This window comes from Paenibacillus sp. Y660 (genome assembly GCF_057221575.1).
On sequence record NZ_JBXBBJ010000050.1, the window covers coordinates 1 to 17,646 of the forward strand.

Here is a 17,646-nt window from a genome sequence, read left to right on the forward strand (position 1 = left end):
AACCCCAACCCCAACCCCAACCTCAACCCCAACCCCAACCCCAACCGCCAACCGCCAACCCCAACCCCAACCCCAACCCCAACCCCAACCCCAACCCCAACCCCAACCCCAACCCCAACCCCAACCCCAACCCCAACCCCAACCCCACCCCCAACCACCAACCCGCTTGCCCAACTGCCGAATGTGCTTTAAACAGTGAGATTAACGGGAAAAACTCCCGTTAATTCCAGAAATATAAGGCAAAAATATGCTTTAGATGGAATTTCTCCTGTTAATTTTTCGTTTTTTAGCCAATTTGGGTGAGAGTGCTCCATTTAGCGGGAGGTTTTCCAGTTAAATGATTTATTCATAGCTATATGGGCCAATTAGATGGACATTTTCCTGTTAATTCTGTTTAACCGGTACTGGTTTGAGGACGTTTCTAATGTGCAGAACCCACTCGCTTCCCTGCGAGATTTATGTGATTTAACAGCTAGTCTTTCAGTATCCTTCGAGTGGCAGGGGCGCTTTTTGGCATCGCAACTTTTACCTTAGAATGGGCGTTATTAAGAGTTGTGAAATCCAATTAATTGAAGTAGAGGAGATGTTTGATAATGAAATGGGGAATTACGACTTTAATTCTGGCATTATTACTTGTCCTTCCTACTACAGCTGGTGCGGCGGCACAGGCAAAATATCAGCTCAGCTGGGATGACGGCAGGACTGGGAGCATTGCTGGGACAGCCCTTGTGAAGAACGGGATCACGTTCATTCCGATGACTAGCGTAATCAATCAGTCGCGACTGGAGCTGAGCTGGGACTCTACAGGCAAACGGGCTCAATTCAACGGCTGGAAGAAATTATTTGCCGTTCGGGTGGGAAGCTCTACTGCTATGCTGGACGGGAAAATGATTAAGCTTGACGGGGCGCCATTCCTTTTCGACAAAGCACTTTATTTGCCAGCCCGATTTGTTGTTAGTGCGCTTAACGGTAAAAACATAACATGGGATGCAGGCACTAAGACGTTCAAAGCTGATCATCTGCAAACGTTCAAAAAATACGAATTTGCCCATGAGGGGATGAAATATGCCATAGAAGGCAAGAGCGGTGATGTCTACGTAACAGACAGCAAAGGTGTACAGCGTCAGCTTGCAAAGCTAGGAATTCCGATTAGAGAGCATTTGTATACCGATTTTCAAAAGACGGATGGTGGTTTACTAATTGTAAATTTATCCGATTATTATGGTGAGCCGCATTTAAATAGTCAACTATTCAAGCTCGTGATTAAGGATGAAAAGTTGATCCAGCAATCCAGCGTATATTATTGGAATCGGTTTGAGCTAAATGTTACACAAGCAGACGGTCAATTGCTATTGTTAGATGGGAAAACGCTGCGACTGATCGAGGACGGTACCGGGGAAGTAGTTGAAACGATCGATTTAGTGAAGCTAGGCGGAGAAGATGACAATTATTTTGTCGAGTATTTCGATAAGGATGTGTTCCTGCTGCGCGCCAACAAGAGTGGAATACTGAAGCTGGTTGATAGAGATACAGAGACCGTTACCGTTCTCTACAAAGAGCTGCTTGAAGCGAAGCAGCAGGATTACGTGGAATCGAACGCTATGCCTTATATTGGTGATTTTCTGAGATTTATCAAACGAGAAGGCGATAAGCTTTTATTCAAAAATGAATTCCCATATGATAAAGATAATAATACGTATAGTCTAAAGATTTCTGAATAGGCAAGGATTCATTCCTAACGTCCATAATGTGCTGGCAGGGATGTTTTTGAATGGAGCAAGGCTTAAAGCCGATGTCCAGGCAAAATGTACATCTCTCTGTCGAGGCGGCTACCGAATTGAATGTGGGAAGACGAAAAGACATAAAGCCGGTGCTGCTTCGCATCGAAGCGGAGCTAGCGTGGAGGGATGATGTTGCATTTTATGAAGGGGATGAGGTTGTGTGGTTGGCTGACTTCATACCTGCAGCTTATATTTTAATCGATGAAGAAATGTAAGTCCGGTTGGAATCGAGGATCGAAGATCGAGCATAAATCAGATAAGGAAGCTAATGACGGTCAACAGCCGTTATTGGCTTTTTTTTATGTAGAAAGCTAGGGGCCTAGTCATTTACTAGAGAAGCTGCTCATATACTCTATCAGAATGATTTCATAGGTAGAGAAGGGTGGCAGAGTGAATGCGGCGTGTGTTGCTTGCGACGATCTGCGTTTTGGTCGTATGGTTTGGCTTTGAGATGGGGTGCTTTACTGCGTACAAGGGCGAGGCAGCAAGAGAGCGGGACATCGTGCAGGCAAGTGAAGCAGCAGCGCCCGCTACTTTTTATGCAGCCAAGCCGTTTCTAGCTAAGCAAACCTCCTATGAAAACGATGTGAAGCAGCAGAGCGGAAAGGCTGAACCATCTGCGGCAGCTCCTCAAAATGGTAGAGAAGAGGCAGCGCCGATCGATCATCCCAATCAGAAGATTTTGTATTTAACGTTCGATGACGGTCCAAGTGAAAATACGGAGCAAGTACTTGATATATTGAAGAAGGAAGGGATTTCGGCGACGTTTTTTATGCTGGGCGAGCATGTACTGCAGCAGCCGAAAATCGCAAAGCGAATTATTGAAGAAGGCCATTCGGTCGGCAATCATACATTTAATCATAAATATGAGCGATTGTACGGAGGTTTTGCCGAGTTTGCGGAGCAGATCATGAAAACCGACGAGGCGATTTACCGTACAACCGGCATAAGAACGACGCTGGTTCGGGCGCCGGGCGGTACGTACACCAATTTTGACCAGAGCTACTTTGATGCGATGGCCGCAGCAGGCTATCAGGTGCATGACTGGAATGTGGACAGCGGGGATTCGAAGCGGATAGGCGTGCCTGCCTCCGAGATTTTGACCACGATTAAGAGCTCCAAGCTTGCCCATACGCTTAATGTGCTGCTTCATGACAGCGCGGGACATACGGAGTCGGTTAAGGCGCTGCCGGACATTATTAAATATTACAGAAGCAAAGGCTATGCATTTGCAAAGTTAACGGATCAAATAGAGCCCATTCAATTCAAGGTTGCCAAGAAGCTGAAATGGACCAGGGTACAGGCGACCAAGCTGGAGAAGGCAAAGCTGGTTCAATTTTCAGAGAAGCTGGGCCAAAGCGTCTTGCTTGCGCAGACGAAAAATAATGCGCCGAGCCTTATTTTGCACCGCGGTCAGGAAAGTTTGACGCTTGATGCGAAGGATTATGTTTTAAGAGACGGCTCCATTGAGGTATCGCTGTTTAAGCTGACGGAGTGGGTTTATGGCAACGTGGAATTCGATATGGAACACGGCGCGATTGAAGCCTATGTCGATGGCAATCGCTTGCTAGCTTTGCCAAGCCAGGCTAACCAAACGTCAACTGAACAAACAGACGAAATTGTTGTCCCGGTGCGATCGACGCTGCAAAAATTCGGAATGGAGATTACGAAATACATTTATAACGATCGGCAGCGCGAAATTTGGGTAACAGAACAAACATAGCGCTTCTAGCAGGTCTAAAGAGAGAGAAAGCTGGGGACACTGAAAAATAGATAGATTTATTTTTCAGGAGGCGATTTATACGATGATTTCTCCCCAATTTTCAGATGAAGCGAAAGAGGATCGTTATAGTCACTGGCCGGAAGCGCCGCAGGTGCTGCTGCATCGATTGCTAGTAAAGGTAGAGAGCGTGCTGCTAGGGAAGCAGCAGGTCATTCGAAATACGTTAACGGCTCTTCTGGCAGGCGGACATGTACTGCTAGAGGATGTGCCAGGCGTTGGCAAAACGCTGCTTGCGCAGGCGTTCGCGAGAGCGGTAGGCGGCGATTTTAAAAGAATTCAGTTTACGTCCGACATGCTCCCGGCTGACATCGTTGGCGGAGTCGTATTGGATGCGCGGACAAGCGAGCTTGTCTATCGGCCTGGGCCGATTATGGGCAACGTGGTGCTTGCCGACGAGATTAACCGTACGTCGCCGCGCACGCAGTCTGCACTGCTCGAGGCGATGGAGGAGAGACGTGTTACGGTGGAAGGCAAAACCCGCAAGCTGCCCGTTCCTTTCATGCTGATCGCGACGCAAAACCCGCTTAGCTTCGAGGGAACAAATACGCTGCCGGAAGCGCAGCTGGACCGGTTTATGATGCGTCTGACGATTGGATATCCTGGCTCCGCAGAAGAGAAGCGGATGCTTGCGCAGTACGCAGACGGCAATCGGATCGAGCCGGAACGGCTCCGTCCCGTCATTGCAACGGAGGAATGGCTGCAAATGCAGGCGGAAGCGCGTCAGACGCATATGCATCCGACGCTGCTTGAATATATGGTGCAGGTGGCAGATGCGACACGCCGCGCGCCGGAGGTCATGCTGGGGCTAAGTCCGCGCGCGCTGCGCGACTGGCTGCGGGCATCACAGGCCAATGCCTATATGGAGGGCCGCGGCTATGCGGTTCCTGATGATTTGCTGGCGACGGCGGATGCTGTGCTGCCGCATCGATTATCGCTTCGTTTCAATGCCCATGCCAGTGGCAGCGATGCTGCTGCCGTCATTAGCAGGACGATTCGCGAATGCAAAATGCCGGCTGCTGCAGGAAGCGGGAAGCGAAGATGAATGCACCTTTTCAGGATGGTAGATTGACGGAAGAGATGCAGGAGACAGATGTGACCGAGAGCCTATACTCACAAGAGCATTTAAATACAGAACAGCGCGCAGGAGATAGCTATGTTGTCAACGGACAAAAGGCGGCTGCGGAGCAAGTGAAAAAGGTTGAGCGAGCGAAGCTGGAGTATGGGGAGCTTGCAGGTGCTTACCGTACAAGGTGGATCGCTTGGGGGATCATCGCAATTGGCTGGGCAGGAAGCTTGGCAGCCGTAGTACTGCGGGGTGGCGCGGTGGAGTGGTTTATGGCGGCGGTACTCAGTATGATTATCGTCGTTAGCGGGATAGCGCCGGCAATGGGTGCGGCTGGTTTAAGCGCCTATCGGTCGATGCCTCGAGGAGAACCGCGAGACGGCGGGCAACTGACGATTCGTTTAACGATCAGGAGATCCTATCTCGTTCCTTTCGTTTGGTTAGCGGTACGCGAACAGGCGGTTAACGAAAGCTCGTCTGCCAATCGCAAAATAAGCGTTCGTTCGGTGTTCACTCCGCTGCTTCGCAAAGAAACAAGCTTCAGCTACACGCTGAATAATTTGCGGCGCGGGAGGCATCCCTTCGAGCATGTAACCGTTACTGTAGGAGACTGGCTTGGACTCACGGCTATTCATAAACGAATTGAAGCGAGGGCGGAGTTTGTTGTTTTGCCGGGTCTGCCAACGGTGGATACTGTGTATCGACCAGAGCGTTCCTTCGGTGCTGCGGCTCATTCAGCGCCTTCGCTGGTCGTCAGCAGAGCTATGGACCCTCGCGGAGAAGCGGGACGGGAGGAAATTGAAGCAGCGGTAAAAGCAGCGGGGATCGGGCCGGATAGCCGTCCCTATCGCGAGGGTGATTCCTTGCGGCACTTGGACTGGCGCAGCGCGGCCAAAGGCCGGGGGCTTCAAACGAAAGTTTATTCGCAGGAGCAGCCTGTCAAAACGATCATCGCAGTTGATACGCTCGCCTCTGCATACGAGAGCGATGATCGGCTGTTTGACGCTTGTGTAGGTTGGTCTGCGCTTGCCATTTCACAAGCTGCTTCTTTCGGAAGTGCCATTACGCTGCTCCTTGGACAGGGTCAGGCTGCTTTGCATTCCTCTTCGGACGGAGAATCGCAGACTGGCTTGACAAATATGCTGCATGCTATGGCTTTGCTTCGTGCGGATGGAAAGGGCTCGCTGGCAGGAAGCTTTGTCAAAGGATCGAATCCGCTTCATCGAGGCGGCACGATACTCGTATTCACCGCCGATTGGAGAGGCGGTCGGAGCTGGGGCGAGCTGGCCGGGTATGCTGCGGAGCAAGGCTGCAGGCTGGAGCTATTTATCGTTACGCGAGCGAGCGTGCCTTCCTTCGCTATGCGAGAGCAGCAGAAGTGGCTGGAATGCGGCGGCGTCAAAGTGACGTGGCTGCATGTTCCTGCGGGCATGGATGCACTTCCTTATGCCGAGGCAGAGGAAGGAGGGGCTGTTGATGAGCTTGCATAAAAGCTTTATTGCGGACCGCGCGGAAAAAGGACTGCAGGATGGAGGTAAGCTGACACGCCGCGATGCGGAGGAGGAATCATTCGGCTACCGCTTGATCACAAGCCTGCTTCTTTTCGGCTTGCTAGCGGAATGGCTGCTGCCATGGATGAATGCTGGCACATGGTCGAACATATATAACCCAGGGCCGCTGCTGCTTGTGATCGGTATCGTCATGCTCGCGGGATTGTTTCGAATGCCGCTTGCGGTTACCCTTCCGCTGAATGTCATATTGTGCGTGCTAAGTCTCATGTGGCTTTATAAGGGTGCTGATCAGAGCAGCCTGCAATGGCTTCTCGGATTTCCGGTGCTGTTAAAGGATCATATTATGCTGTTAGTGGAAAATGGGCTATGGGTTATGTCTGGAGAGCTTCGAACGCTGCTGCTGTTTATCGGCTGGGCGATGCTTGCTCCAGCCTTGCAGGCGCTGCTCTGGATGCGTCAGACAGCGCTCGGTATCGCCTGCATCACTCTCGTTTATTTAATAACGCTTCATGTATGGCTCGGTCATGATGTGATGGGCGGCTTGATGCGTACCGTTGCAGAAGGGCTTCTGCTTGGCGCGATTGTCTCCGTTCCACGTGTTCAAAGGATTATTGACAGTGGCATAGGCAAGCTAAAGGGGCTTGATATGCGCTGGCTGACAGGATCGGTATTTGTCGTACTGATTATACTGGGCTGCGGCTTGCTGTTTGCAAGCGGCCGTGAAGCCTCTATGCCTCCTGCAAGCTGGACGAACATCTTCAACGATCGAATTGAGCAAGCTGTTCAATCACTAGGTCAGCAGAAGGGCTCGGTTACGGTTATGGGTCAAACCGGCTTCGATCAGTTTGGCGGAGCATTTACAGGCTATGGATTTGACGATAGTGAGCTGGGGGCACCCGTACAGAAGGACAATAGCGTAATATTTACGGGAAGCTCCTCTGTCAAAGCTTATTGGCGCGGAGAATCGAAGATTTTATATGATGGGCGCGGCTGGAAAAATACGGTTAGCAATCCCGTGCTGCTGCCGATTCGCGGCTCAGATGTTGCGGCGTTGGCTCAGGCAGCGAAGGATGCAGGAAGCAATCAGCTCGGCCCGGTCATACAGCAAACAGTCGTTTGGACTAAGCCGACAGCAGGGATGCCTCTCTTTACATCCGGCTTGTTCGGTCACGTAAACGAGCTTGTTGCTGCCGATCCTCGCCATAAACTGGGAAGCTATGTATACAATGATAAGAAGAGCTCTTTATACCCGCAGTCGGATACGGCGAAGATAGAGCGATATACGGTAGAAAGCGTGCTGTCGATCACAGATGAGGGGCAGCTGCGCGCATTAAGCCATTCGGACGGAGAAGTGGTTTTGGGCGAAGGGAGTATAGCTTCGGAGGCTTCCAGCTTATCGGAAGCTGAGCTTGAGCCTTATTTGCAGCTGCCCTCATCGCTTCCAAGCCGAGTAACCGCGTTAGCCGCAGAGGTAGCAGGCGGCGGGGTTACGGGTCGTTATGATCAGGTAAAAGCGATAGAGGATTTTCTGAAGGGGAGCTATACCTATACGTTACAAGGCAGTACAACGCCGCCGGAGGGCAGCGATTTTGTTGATCATTTTCTTTTTGAACAGCGCGAGGGCTACTGCGTGCATTTCTCTACGGCGATGGTCGTGCTGCTTCGCTCGCAGGGCATCCCCGCTAGGTGGGTGAAGGGCTTTACTTCCGGCACTCCTGTTAGCACAAGCTCAGGCAGCAGCATGCTGGATGGGGAAAACACTGCAGGAGCAAGCGCGAGTGAGAATGCGCTGGGCAAGGTGAGTTCGGATGAAGCGGGCTTTGGTCAGGATAGACTGGGCAAAGCGAGTTCGGACGAAGCGGGCTTGGATCAGGATGGACTGGGCAAAGTGAGTTCGGATGAAGCGGGCTTGGGTCAGGATGGACTGGGCAAAGTGAGTTCGGATGAAGCTGGCTTGGGTCAGGATAGACAGAGCAAGGAGAAATCGGATGAAGCGGGCTTGGGTCAGGTTGGACAGGGCATGGTGACGTCAAATGAAGCGAGCGTGGGCAGCGGTGCGCTTGGCGCGGGAAGCTCCACGGGTAAGAATAATGACTCGGATAGTGAAGAGCTGGTGAACTATGAGGTAAAAGGCTCTGACGCCCATGCATGGGTCGAGGTGTATTTCCCAGGCGCAGGCTGGGTGCCCTTTGATCCGACGCCAGGATTTAACGGCGTAGTGAATGTCGCGTCCGCCAGTTCTGCGGGCGGCGCGCTCGCTGCTCCCACGATGGGAGCAGCGATGGCGAGCGGCGTTGGCAGCGAAGCCTTGGGTCTTAGCGGGGCGAGCTTAGCATGGGTGGAGGCGGCGGCAGAGCAAGCCGCCTCTGCCGTGGCGCGAGGGGCAGACGCCCTCGCGCAGGCGGCGCAACGCGCCGCCAAGGGCGCAGCGGCGGCATCGCCCGCCGCTGTAGCTGCCGCAGGCGCGGCGGCGCTAGCGCTCGCAGCCGCGGCCATTGCTGCGGCGCAGCACCAGCGGCTTCGCCTGGCGCTGGCGCTGCGCCGCTATGGCGCGGCCTACGCCGGCATCGCGAAGCTCGCCGGCGCAGCCGCGCCCTATCCGTCACAAGAACCTGTGACGGATCAAGCTCTGTCGCGCCGCGGCAAAGCACGCGGGCGCGGTCAAACTGCCGCGCAGCGAGCGACAGACGAGCGGCTGCGCGAAAGCTTTATTGACGTCGCCGCTGCACTGGCGCCGCTGCTGCATCGCCGCTTCGGCGAGCACGCGCAGGGACAGACCGCGCGTGAATACGCGATCGCCGCTGAACCGGCGCTCGCGGCGGAGCAGCAAGACGCGCTTCGCCAGCTTACGAGCTGGATCGAGGAGGCGCACTTCGCAGCGCCAGGACCGTGGCCGGGAGCGCCGATGCCAGCCGCCCTGCGAACCGTTTTGCGCGTGCTGGACAAACAGCCCGCTCACAAATCGAAGGGCCCTGCCGCGAAGCAGAAAAAGGAGCGGAAGAAGCGGATCTTCGATGTCAAAGCTCATAATAACGATTAGACATATAGCCGATCGGGAAGATTAAATGTGTTTTCACTATATAGATCTTCCCTAACAATAATGAGCTTCTGTCCTATGACGCAACGAAACGATCTATTCCATATTCGACAGTAGCGTATCGTATATATATACAGCATCGTACTCGCTAAAATAGGATGTCAGCAAAAGAGCTGCGTTACTCGATTTAGCTGGAAAAGCTCCTGCTAATATTCTCTCAGTAAGCAGTTTGACAGCAATAACAGGATTTTCTCCCGTTAATTTCTCGAATTCTCGTCGTTTGATGCATGAATTGCTAAATTAACGGGAGGAATTCCAGTTAAACAGGAATTTACCCCTAAATTCGGAAAATTAGAGGTATTTTTTCCTGTTAATTCAATTTTCCTGGTTGTTAATTAATCTTGAAGATAGAAAAAGAAGCTCCAATTCAGCTTTTTCTAAACAAATCAGGCTACACATCACCAACTCAGCTCTCGCGATACATCTGGCTACACATCACTAACTCAGCTCATAATATGCTAATCTGCATTTACAAACTAGCTCCAACCCTGCTCTCGAGATACTAGTTTGGCTACAGATCACCAACTCAACTTTTGCTACACAAATCTGGCTGCACATCACCAACTCAACTCTTGCAGAACTAAACTTGCTACATATACAACTCTCATGAAAGCGCACATAACCGAACTACATAAAAGTTTAACATTGCCTAGCCTTGTGAGACGCATTTGCAAGTCTTCATCGCGTGAAGCGCTTCAATATTTTGGTCAAAACGATGCTGATCATACGATTTTACCGCCTTGCAGGCTTTCCGTCACCGTATCTTCTATGAATTGTCACGCTGATCGCCTTGACTCGCTTAAACAGCCTTATATATAATTACTACATAATTTGAGGGAGGCTCGGTAATGACTAAGCAAAATGAAATCATCGTTGTTCTTGATTTTGGAGGACAATACAACCAACTGATAGCACGCCGTATTCGTGATTTGGGCGTATACAGCGAGCTGCTGCCTTACAACACGTCGGTAGAACGGATCCGCGAATTGCAGCCGAAAGGCATCGTGTTCTCGGGAGGACCGGCCAGCGTTTATGAAGAAAATTCACCAATGGTAGACCCGGCTATTTATGATTTGAACATTCCGATTTTCGGTATTTGCTACGGTATGCAGCTTATGTCGCACCAGCTCAGCGGTAAAGTTGAGCGCGCGGGCAAACGCGAGTACGGCAAAGCCGAGGTAGAATTTATAGAAGGCTCTCGCATCGGATTTGGTCTAGATAAGGTTCAATCCGTTTGGATGAGCCACGGCGACCATGTCGTTGAGCTGCCTGCAGGCTTCCAGGTTGAAGCAAGCACGGAGCATGCTCCTGTTGCGGCAATGAGCCATCCGGATCGCGAGTTCTACGCTGTACAATTTCACCCGGAGGTTCGTCACTCCGAATTCGGCAATGAGATGATCCGTAATTTCCTTTACAACATTTGTGATTGCGACGGCACTTGGACGATGGAGTCGTTTATTGAAGATGCTATTCGCGATATCCGCAACGAGGTTGGCGATAAAAAAGTACTATGTGCGCTTTCAGGCGGCGTAGATTCTTCCGTTGTAGCGATTCTTCTTCACAAAGCGATCGGCGACCAGCTTACTTGTATGTTTATCGACCACGGTATGCTTCGTAAGGGTGAAGCCGAAGGCGTTATGGAAACATTTGTAGGCAAATTCGATATGAAGGTTCTTAAAATCGATGCGCAGGAGCGTTTCCTTGGCAAGCTGAAAGGTGTAGAAGATCCTGAGCAAAAACGTAAAATTATCGGCAACGAGTTTATTTACGTATTCCAGGAAGAGTCGGATAAGTTGGATGACTTTGAATATTTGGCGCAAGGCACGCTTTACACGGATATCGTTGAGAGCGGTACGGCTACGGCGCAAACGATCAAATCTCACCACAACGTTGGCGGCTTGCCAGAGGATATTAAGTTTAAGCTTATTGAGCCTCTTAAAGCGCTGTTCAAGGATGAGGTTCGTAAAGTCGGCGAAGAATGCGGACTGCCGGAAGCAATCGTATGGCGTCAGCCATTCCCAGGCCCGGGTCTTGCCATTCGCGTCCTAGGCGAAGTAACGGAGGACAAGCTTTTGATTGTCCGCGAATCCGATGCGATTCTACGTGAAGAAATTGCTAAAGCAGGACTTGATCGTGAAATTTGGCAATACTTCACTGCGCTTCCGAATATGAAGAGCGTAGGCGTTATGGGCGATGCTCGTACGTACTCGTACACAGTCGGCATCCGCGCGGTTACTTCAATCGACGGCATGACAGCTGACTGGGCGCGTATCCCTTGGGATGTGCTTGAGAAAATTTCGGTGCGTATTGTAAACGAAGTAGACAACGTTAACCGTATCGTCTATGACGTTACGTCGAAACCGCCTGCTACAATCGAGTGGGAATAGGCTGGAAATATTTAATGTCGTCAATCGCTCGGAAGCCTTGATACATAAGGGTTGACGGCGTTGACGAATTGATATTCCACGTACACCTGCAACAATAGAGTGCAAAAAATTACTCTCTTTTATCTGCGTTAGTTTAGCAAATAGAAGGGAGTATTTTTTATGACTAAAATCAATATGATTGGCTCAACTACATATGCCTATAACGAAAAGCCAACAAGTGACGAGCGTGTGCCTTTTGAAAAGATGTACTTTGAAAATAGCTATAAATCAGTTGAAGATGCATTAGGCGAATGTAATAGTCACTTCAAAAGAAAGATTAAATTGCCATTAAGTTGCCACCAATTCCGTTTACTCACCATTTGGCAAGATGTAATCAACATGGTGGTGTAAACGACCATTTTGAAATTGAGTATCATAATGAGTTTCAAGGTTCTAATAAACATTACATGGTATGGGTAAATCCTTCGCTACATTGAGTAATAGACATCCAGCCTTTAAAGTATTGAGTTTTGAAAAAGATGGTTGGCAATATATTTTGTCAATTGATAAACGTGTTGAGGGTAAGGTAACAGCTGATGATTTAGTGGAGATTGCTAATTCGATAAGATGAAAGTTCAAGCACCACCATTAGTTTGGTCGGTGCTTTTCTTCCCCACATAATGACTATTGAGGATGGTCTATTGCGTGTCTACGAGTCACATTGATACTATCCGTAGCACTCCCACCTTCTCCTGAAACTTCAACAACGAAATGGTCATGAATATTATCGTCTTTGGTATATCTCCAGATGCAAGTCCAGTCATCTTCGTTTCCTCTTTCTTCACAAATCAGGGCTCGATTTTCCCATTGTTGTGTTCCAGTTGGAACTCTCCATACTTTAAAAGTATTTGCATAAGCGGTGGATACATTTATTATCATTTCTCCATCACCCTCAGGAATATATACCCAATTACTCTCAGGAGAAGGAATGGTTTTAATAATGCTCATTAAAGGCGGTTGTTCCTTTGCATGAACTATGCCACCTAAATTCAAAGACAGAAATAAAATTGAAACAAAAATTGTAATTAATTTAGTCATTGATTTTCACCTCAGAAAGTAAAATGCCCAACTTGTCACAAAACAAGTAAAACATTCACCCGACCTCTAAAAATATATACTAAGGGGAGGGTGACTAACATCGGTACATATAGCGACTCCCATTTTTACCTGTTGAACTGGAGTGGCGTGAATAGATCGACAGTATTAGCTTTATTTTCGGGATGCGATAATTATATTCTAAATAGTGGGCAACAAAATAAGATACAGAAAGTAAGTCATCGACGACCCCAAGTCGCTTCGACGCAAAAATGTATTATGCCCTTATGTTCACTTGTGCTTCACTTGTATTTCACTTTAAACTCACTTCTGTGTCCCTCATGCGTCCCTCCTTACTTGAAGCTGCATACAAAATCCCAGCAGCAGCGAATCAAAAGCAGCGTGGAAGGTAGGCAAGAGTCGGCTCATAATGGAATCGACGCTCTCCTCCGACAATGCATATGTACCTACAATACCGCGAAGCATATAGAAATAAATGTGTGAGCAGCTAAGCAGCTGTTCTCCTTCTGATAGATTAAGATTGGTTTTCAGATGCTGTATAATCATGTCGAACATTTTGGTGCGTAACCGATTGATTTCAAGCTCTGGCTCAGTTGCATCCGCGCGGGGGGGCTTTGCCTCGAAAAAAATAGCATACATGCTCCTATTTTCCAAGCAGAACGTTATGAATTGCTCGCTCACGCGCTGAAGCTTATCGTCGGAGGACAAAAATACATCCTCAGCGAGTGCGTCCAGCTTCGCTTCAAGCTGCTGCAAGGGCTGTATGGACAGCGCGTGAAGCAGAGCTTCTTTATCCTGAAAATAAATATAGATCGTCATGTGCGAGCAGCCCGCCTCCTTGGCGATTTCCCTGATCGCAACGGACTCGTAGCCTCGCTCGCGGAACAGCTTCTCGGCAGCTGCGATAATCGAGCGTTTTGTTTCCTCTGATCGCATTTCTTTTTTGGAAACGATGACCATTCCTCCTTTTCTTGAACTATAACCACTGGTAACTAACCGTAGGTTACAAAATATCACCTCTTACATATGTTGTCAATTTTTCACCATCTGCTATAATTTATATCAAGCATATAGTTAAAAAGTAGTTTTAGTTTGCATTAAGCAAAACTAAGCACATGCTCTCGAAGTTGTTTTGCATCCTGCAAAACTAAGCACACGCTCACGAAGTTGTTTTGCATTCGCAAAACTAAGCACTCGCTTACGAAGTTGTTTTGCATTCGCAAAACTAAGCACACGCTTACGAAGTTGTTTTGCATTCGCAAAACTAAGTACATGCTTACGAAGCTGTTTTGCATCCTGCAAAACTAAGCACACGCTTACGAAGTTGTTTTGCATTCGCAAAACTTTAAGGAGAAATAAAATGAAGCTATACCCTTCCATCAGCAAAGACCTTATCCAGCTGCCTCAGGCTTTTCCGATTATCATCTCGCGATCTGTGGGAGTAAATCCTACCTTTCAAAGGCTGCATTGGCATTTGGCGCTCGAAATAAACTACATTTTAAAGGGAAGCGGCTACTATTTAATCAACGGGAGTCGGTATGATTTCCAGCAAGGCGATATCGTTCTTATTCGTTCCAATGACCTTCATCGTGCGTTCGAGGCTGAGGATCTCGTGATGAATGTTATCATGTTTGACTCCGCATACCTTGCCTTAGAACAGCGTTATGATGCGGAGCTGCTCATTCCGTTTCGTGAAACGGGCCTGCGGTTTGACAATGTGCTTGATCGGAGCCATCCGATGCTGGCATTGCTAGGAGACATCATTTCGGATATGGCTGTTGAATTTGAGCGCAAGGAGCCTCATTTTGAAGTGGTCGTAAGGGCAAGGCTCATGCAGTTTCTTGCGTTCGTAAATCGTTATTTTTCGAAAAACAATGAAACCGGAACGCCATATGCGCGTGGAATGGAAACGATTCGAGGCGTACTGCACGACATTGAGGCTGACATTTCTTACCCGTGGACGCTTAAAGAGCTGGCGGAGGCTGCGCATTTAAGCCCCTCGCGCTTCAGCACGCTGTTCGTTCAAGTCGTCGGAACTTCGCCGATGGATTATTTGATTCAATTGCGCCTGTCGCATGCGGCTCATCTTCTGGAATCTTCCGACAAGAAGATTATTGAAGTAGCAGCAGAATGTGGATTTCGTAATCTATCTAATTTTAATCGGTTGTTTAAACAACATGTAGGCAAGCTGCCTTCTGAGCTGCGTGAATAGAAAAAACAGTAAGATAGTATCATAACATCGTTCTTTATCATTAGAGGAGCAGTGTTTTTTATTTTAAAATAGAAGAACGTATAAATTTCATATGTTTAATCGAAAGTAAAAATTAGGAGCGTGACCGAATTGATTTTTCTTGGGGTAGATGCAGGAGGCACCAAGACGCATGCCCTGCTTGTTGACGAAACTGGTCATGTGCTAGGCAGAGGGCACGGTGGGAATGGCAATCACCAAACGGCGTTTGATGAAGCAAAGACAAGCATTGATAATGCTTGCAATCAAGCACTTCAAGAAGCCGGAGTGTCGAAGGAGCAAGTGACTTTTGCATATTTTGGACTAGCAGGAGCGGATCGCGAGCCTGACTATGTCATTTTGCGTCCGATGATTGCCTCGCTAGGCTTCAAAAATCATGCAATCGCATGCGATACGATGATCGGTATGCGTGCTGGAACTCACCAGTCGTATGGTGCGGTTATCATAAGCGGGACCGGCTTAAATGCAGCTGCCCGCAACCCGCAAGGCGATGAGCTTCAATATGGCGGCTTTGGTTATATGTTCGGAGATGGACTTGGCTCTGGGACCGATCTGGCGATTCATGCCTTCCGCAGCGCTATTCGTGCTTGGGAGGGCAGAGAGCAACAGACGCTTCTCACCGAGCTAGTCCCGCAGCGGCTTGGCTATAATAGCATTGAAGAAATGTACGACGATGCTTTGGAAAATGGTAAACGACCGTCCCATGTACTTGCCAAAGTTATGTTTGAAGCAGCAGAGCAGGGCGATGCAGTGGCGATCCGTATTTTGCAGGAGACTGGCCGTGAGCATGGCAACTCGGTTAATGCATTGATTAAGCGACTAGGCATGGAACAGCAAAAGTTTGATGTCGTTCTAACTGGAAGCGTGTTGTCGCGCGGCAGCACCGCTCATATGGTTGATGCCATTAACGAGACGGTTATTGCAGTTGCTCCGCATGCCAAAACGGTTAAGCTAACCGTCGACCCAGTAGTTGGCGCTGTTATGAGCGCGATGGATAGCAGCGGCATCGTTATCAGCGAAGAAGTAGATGCGGCGCTTAGAAAAATTACGTTATAAGGAAATCGATTAATCGCTCCAACTTGAACACAAAGCAATCATTCACATTTACGAAAACATTGAGGGAGGCTATTCACATGTCCAAAAAACCACTAAAGGTCGCTGTCATCGGCGGCGGTTCCTCGTATACCCCTGAAATCGTAGAAGGTTTTATTAAAAAATACAACGAAATGCCAATTCGCGAGCTATGGCTCGTTGATATCGAGGAAGGCCGCCATAAGCTGGCGATCGTCGGCGAGCTTGCAAAACGGATGGTCGAGAAGGCTGGGCTGCCGATCGAAGTGAAATTGACGCTAGACCGTCGCGAAGCCATTGCTGGAGCAGACTTCGTTACGACGCAAATGCGGGTTGGGCTTCTTGAAGCAAGACGCCGCGATGAGCATATTCCGATTACTCATGGTGTAATTGGTCAGGAAACAACGGGTCCAGGAGGCATGTTCAAGGCGCTTCGTACCGTGCCTGTCATTCTCGACATTTGTAAAGATATTGAAGAGCTGGCGCCAGATGCTTGGATGCTTAACTTTACGAACCCAGCTGGTATCGTGACGGAAGCGGTACAGAAATACAGCAAGGTGAAGACGGTCGGCCTATGTAATTCACCAATTAACTTTCAAAAGTTTCTTGCTAAGGAGTACGGTGTCAGCGAGAGCGAAGTGTTGCCAGAATTCGTGGGCATCAACCATCTTCACTGGGTAACAGCTGCCTATGTAAACGGCGAAGATAAGCTTCAAGAGATGATCGGCGGAGGTCGTGATTACTCTGCTACGAACGTAACGGCTTTTGACTGGGATTCGGATTTCCTAAGCTCGCTGGGCGCACTGCCTACGTATTATCTCCGTTATTTCTACATGACAGACACGATGCTGGCTGATATGAAGGAATCGCTAGAGAAAAACGGTACGCGCGCGGAAGTCGTCAGCCGGGTCGAAGAGGAATTGTTCGAGCTGTACAAGGATGTTAATCTAAGCGAGAAGCCGAAGCAGCTTGAGAAACGCGGCGGTGCTTATTATTCCGAGGCGGCTGTTAACTTGATGCATGCTTTGTACACGGACAAGCGGGACATTCAGACATTGAACGTGAGAAACGGCAGCATTATCGACTTCTTGCCTGAGGATGCAAGCATTGAGGTTAACTGTGTCGTAACGGCGCAAGGTCCGATTCCACTGCCGCTGCAGCGTGTTCCTGAGCAAATCAAAGGTCTTATGCATGCTGTTAAAACATACGAAGCACTGACGATCGAAGCGGCTATTAGCGGGGACAGAGGAATCGCGCTGCAAGCGCTGGTTCATCATCCACTCGTTCCGAGCGTATCTGTCGCGAAGGCGCTGCTTGAAGAAATGCTTGAGGCGAACAAAAAGTATTTGCCTAACTTTTTCAAAAATTAACAAAAGCTCGCTGTCATTCGGACAGCACATATAGAAAGGGCGGGATCATAATCCCGTCCTTTTTTTTTTATCTAGATAGACAAATTTTAGAAATGCTTTATCCATAATTTTTTTTATCCTGAATTTCGAAAGTGAAATCTTATAAAAACGTAAAAAAGTGCCCTGATCTTTGGTAGAATGGTGTTTGTCTAGAACACATCACCCAAAAGAGAGGAGCACCTTTATGGTGAAGTTTATCAC

Annotated in this window: 13 protein-coding genes; 11 read left to right on the forward strand and 2 right to left on the reverse strand. The window is 49.0% G+C overall.

Annotated features, from left to right (window positions below; translation table 11 throughout):
• Nucleotides 1-593: 593 nt before the first annotated feature.
• From AC2TDN_RS25745 to AC2TDN_RS25780, 8 genes are all read left to right on the forward strand, one after another.
• The gene (locus tag AC2TDN_RS25745) at nucleotides 594-1,721 is read left to right on the forward strand and encodes a copper amine oxidase N-terminal domain-containing protein (RefSeq protein ID WP_484690633.1); all 1,128 of its coding nucleotides are present in this window, start codon (nucleotides 594-596) and stop codon (nucleotides 1,719-1,721) included.
• Between the two features lie 50 nt (nucleotides 1,722-1,771).
• Nucleotides 1,772-1,996, forward strand: a complete 225-nt coding sequence (locus AC2TDN_RS25750) for an RNA 2'-phosphotransferase (protein WP_484690634.1) — start codon at nucleotides 1,772-1,774, stop codon at nucleotides 1,994-1,996.
• Nucleotides 1,997-2,175: 179 nt separating this feature from the next.
• Complete coding sequence (locus AC2TDN_RS25755; protein ID WP_484690635.1) at nucleotides 2,176-3,504, forward strand: polysaccharide deacetylase family protein; 1,329 nt, start codon at nucleotides 2,176-2,178, stop codon at nucleotides 3,502-3,504.
• 82 nt (nucleotides 3,505-3,586) lie between these two features.
• Nucleotides 3,587-4,606 (forward strand): AAA family ATPase, encoded by a 1,020-nt coding sequence (locus AC2TDN_RS25760; RefSeq protein ID WP_484690636.1) that lies wholly within the window; start codon nucleotides 3,587-3,589, stop codon nucleotides 4,604-4,606.
• Nucleotides 4,603-6,117: a DUF58 domain-containing protein gene (locus AC2TDN_RS25765; protein ID WP_484690637.1), complete on the forward strand. Its 1,515-nt coding sequence runs from the start codon at nucleotides 4,603-4,605 to the stop codon at nucleotides 6,115-6,117. The genes AC2TDN_RS25760 and AC2TDN_RS25765 overlap by 4 nt, the downstream gene beginning before the upstream one ends.
• Nucleotides 6,104-9,178, forward strand: coding sequence for a transglutaminase domain-containing protein (locus AC2TDN_RS25770; RefSeq protein ID WP_484690638.1), 3,075 nt, complete (start codon nucleotides 6,104-6,106; stop codon nucleotides 9,176-9,178). The genes AC2TDN_RS25765 and AC2TDN_RS25770 overlap by 14 nt, the downstream gene beginning before the upstream one ends.
• Before the next feature lie 905 nt (nucleotides 9,179-10,083).
• Entirely contained in the window at nucleotides 10,084-11,622 is a 1,539-nt protein-coding gene (guaA, locus tag AC2TDN_RS25775; protein ID WP_484690639.1) for a glutamine-hydrolyzing GMP synthase, read from the forward strand.
• Nucleotides 11,623-11,781: 159 nt separating this feature from the next.
• Nucleotides 11,782-12,012: a hypothetical protein gene (locus tag AC2TDN_RS25780; RefSeq protein WP_484690640.1), complete on the forward strand. Its 231-nt coding sequence runs from the start codon at nucleotides 11,782-11,784 to the stop codon at nucleotides 12,010-12,012.
• Nucleotides 12,013-12,285: 273 nt separating this feature from the next.
• Here the strand turns inward: AC2TDN_RS25780 and AC2TDN_RS25785 are convergent, their stop codons facing one another.
• A complete protein-coding gene (locus tag AC2TDN_RS25785) occupies nucleotides 12,286-12,699 on the reverse strand; it encodes a hypothetical protein (protein ID WP_484690641.1) in 414 nt (137 codons plus the stop codon).
• A gap of 336 nt (nucleotides 12,700-13,035) precedes the next feature.
• Nucleotides 13,036-13,677 carry a TetR/AcrR family transcriptional regulator gene (locus AC2TDN_RS25790; protein ID WP_484690642.1) on the reverse strand — a complete coding sequence of 214 codons (642 nt, stop codon included), beginning with the start codon at nucleotides 13,675-13,677 and terminating at the stop codon, nucleotides 13,036-13,038.
• A 400-nt stretch (nucleotides 13,678-14,077) separates the two neighbouring features.
• Here AC2TDN_RS25790 and AC2TDN_RS25795 point away from each other — a divergent pair, with 400 nt between their 5' ends.
• The 3 genes from AC2TDN_RS25795 (at nucleotide 14,078) to AC2TDN_RS25805 (ending at nucleotide 17,406) form a co-directional block, all read left to right on the forward strand.
• A complete protein-coding gene (locus AC2TDN_RS25795; protein ID WP_482069256.1) occupies nucleotides 14,078-14,929 on the forward strand; it encodes a helix-turn-helix domain-containing protein in 852 nt (283 codons plus the stop codon).
• Between the two features lie 120 nt (nucleotides 14,930-15,049).
• Entirely contained in the window at nucleotides 15,050-16,021 is a 972-nt protein-coding gene (locus tag AC2TDN_RS25800) for an N-acetylglucosamine kinase (RefSeq protein WP_484690643.1), read from the forward strand.
• A gap of 77 nt (nucleotides 16,022-16,098) precedes the next feature.
• The gene (locus AC2TDN_RS25805; protein WP_484690644.1) at nucleotides 16,099-17,406 is read left to right on the forward strand and encodes a 6-phospho-beta-glucosidase; all 1,308 of its coding nucleotides are present in this window, start codon (nucleotides 16,099-16,101) and stop codon (nucleotides 17,404-17,406) included.
• Nucleotides 17,407-17,646: the final 240 nt, after the last annotated feature.

Coding starts and splice junctions, on each gene's coding strand:
- AC2TDN_RS25745 (WP_484690633.1), top strand. CDS start 594: ATGAAATGGGGAATTACGACTTTAATTCTGGCATTATTACTTGTCCTT.
- AC2TDN_RS25780 (WP_484690640.1), top strand. CDS start 11,782: ATGACTAAAATCAATATGATTGGCTCAACTACATATGCCTATAACGAA.
- AC2TDN_RS25795 (WP_482069256.1), top strand. CDS start 14,078: ATGAAGCTATACCCTTCCATCAGCAAAGACCTTATCCAGCTGCCTCAG.
- AC2TDN_RS25770 (WP_484690638.1), top strand. CDS start 6,104: ATGAGCTTGCATAAAAGCTTTATTGCGGACCGCGCGGAAAAAGGACTG.
- AC2TDN_RS25750 (WP_484690634.1), top strand. CDS start 1,772: ATGGAGCAAGGCTTAAAGCCGATGTCCAGGCAAAATGTACATCTCTCT.
- AC2TDN_RS25790 (WP_484690642.1), bottom strand. CDS start 13,677: ATGGTCATCGTTTCCAAAAAAGAAATGCGATCAGAGGAAACAAAACGC.
- AC2TDN_RS25765 (WP_484690637.1), top strand. CDS start 4,603: ATGAATGCACCTTTTCAGGATGGTAGATTGACGGAAGAGATGCAGGAG.
- AC2TDN_RS25760 (WP_484690636.1), top strand. CDS start 3,587: ATGATTTCTCCCCAATTTTCAGATGAAGCGAAAGAGGATCGTTATAGT.
- AC2TDN_RS25755 (WP_484690635.1), top strand. CDS start 2,176: ATGCGGCGTGTGTTGCTTGCGACGATCTGCGTTTTGGTCGTATGGTTT.
- AC2TDN_RS25805 (WP_484690644.1), top strand. CDS start 16,099: ATGTCCAAAAAACCACTAAAGGTCGCTGTCATCGGCGGCGGTTCCTCG.
- AC2TDN_RS25785 (WP_484690641.1), bottom strand. CDS start 12,699: ATGACTAAATTAATTACAATTTTTGTTTCAATTTTATTTCTGTCTTTG.
- guaA (WP_484690639.1), top strand. CDS start 10,084: ATGACTAAGCAAAATGAAATCATCGTTGTTCTTGATTTTGGAGGACAA.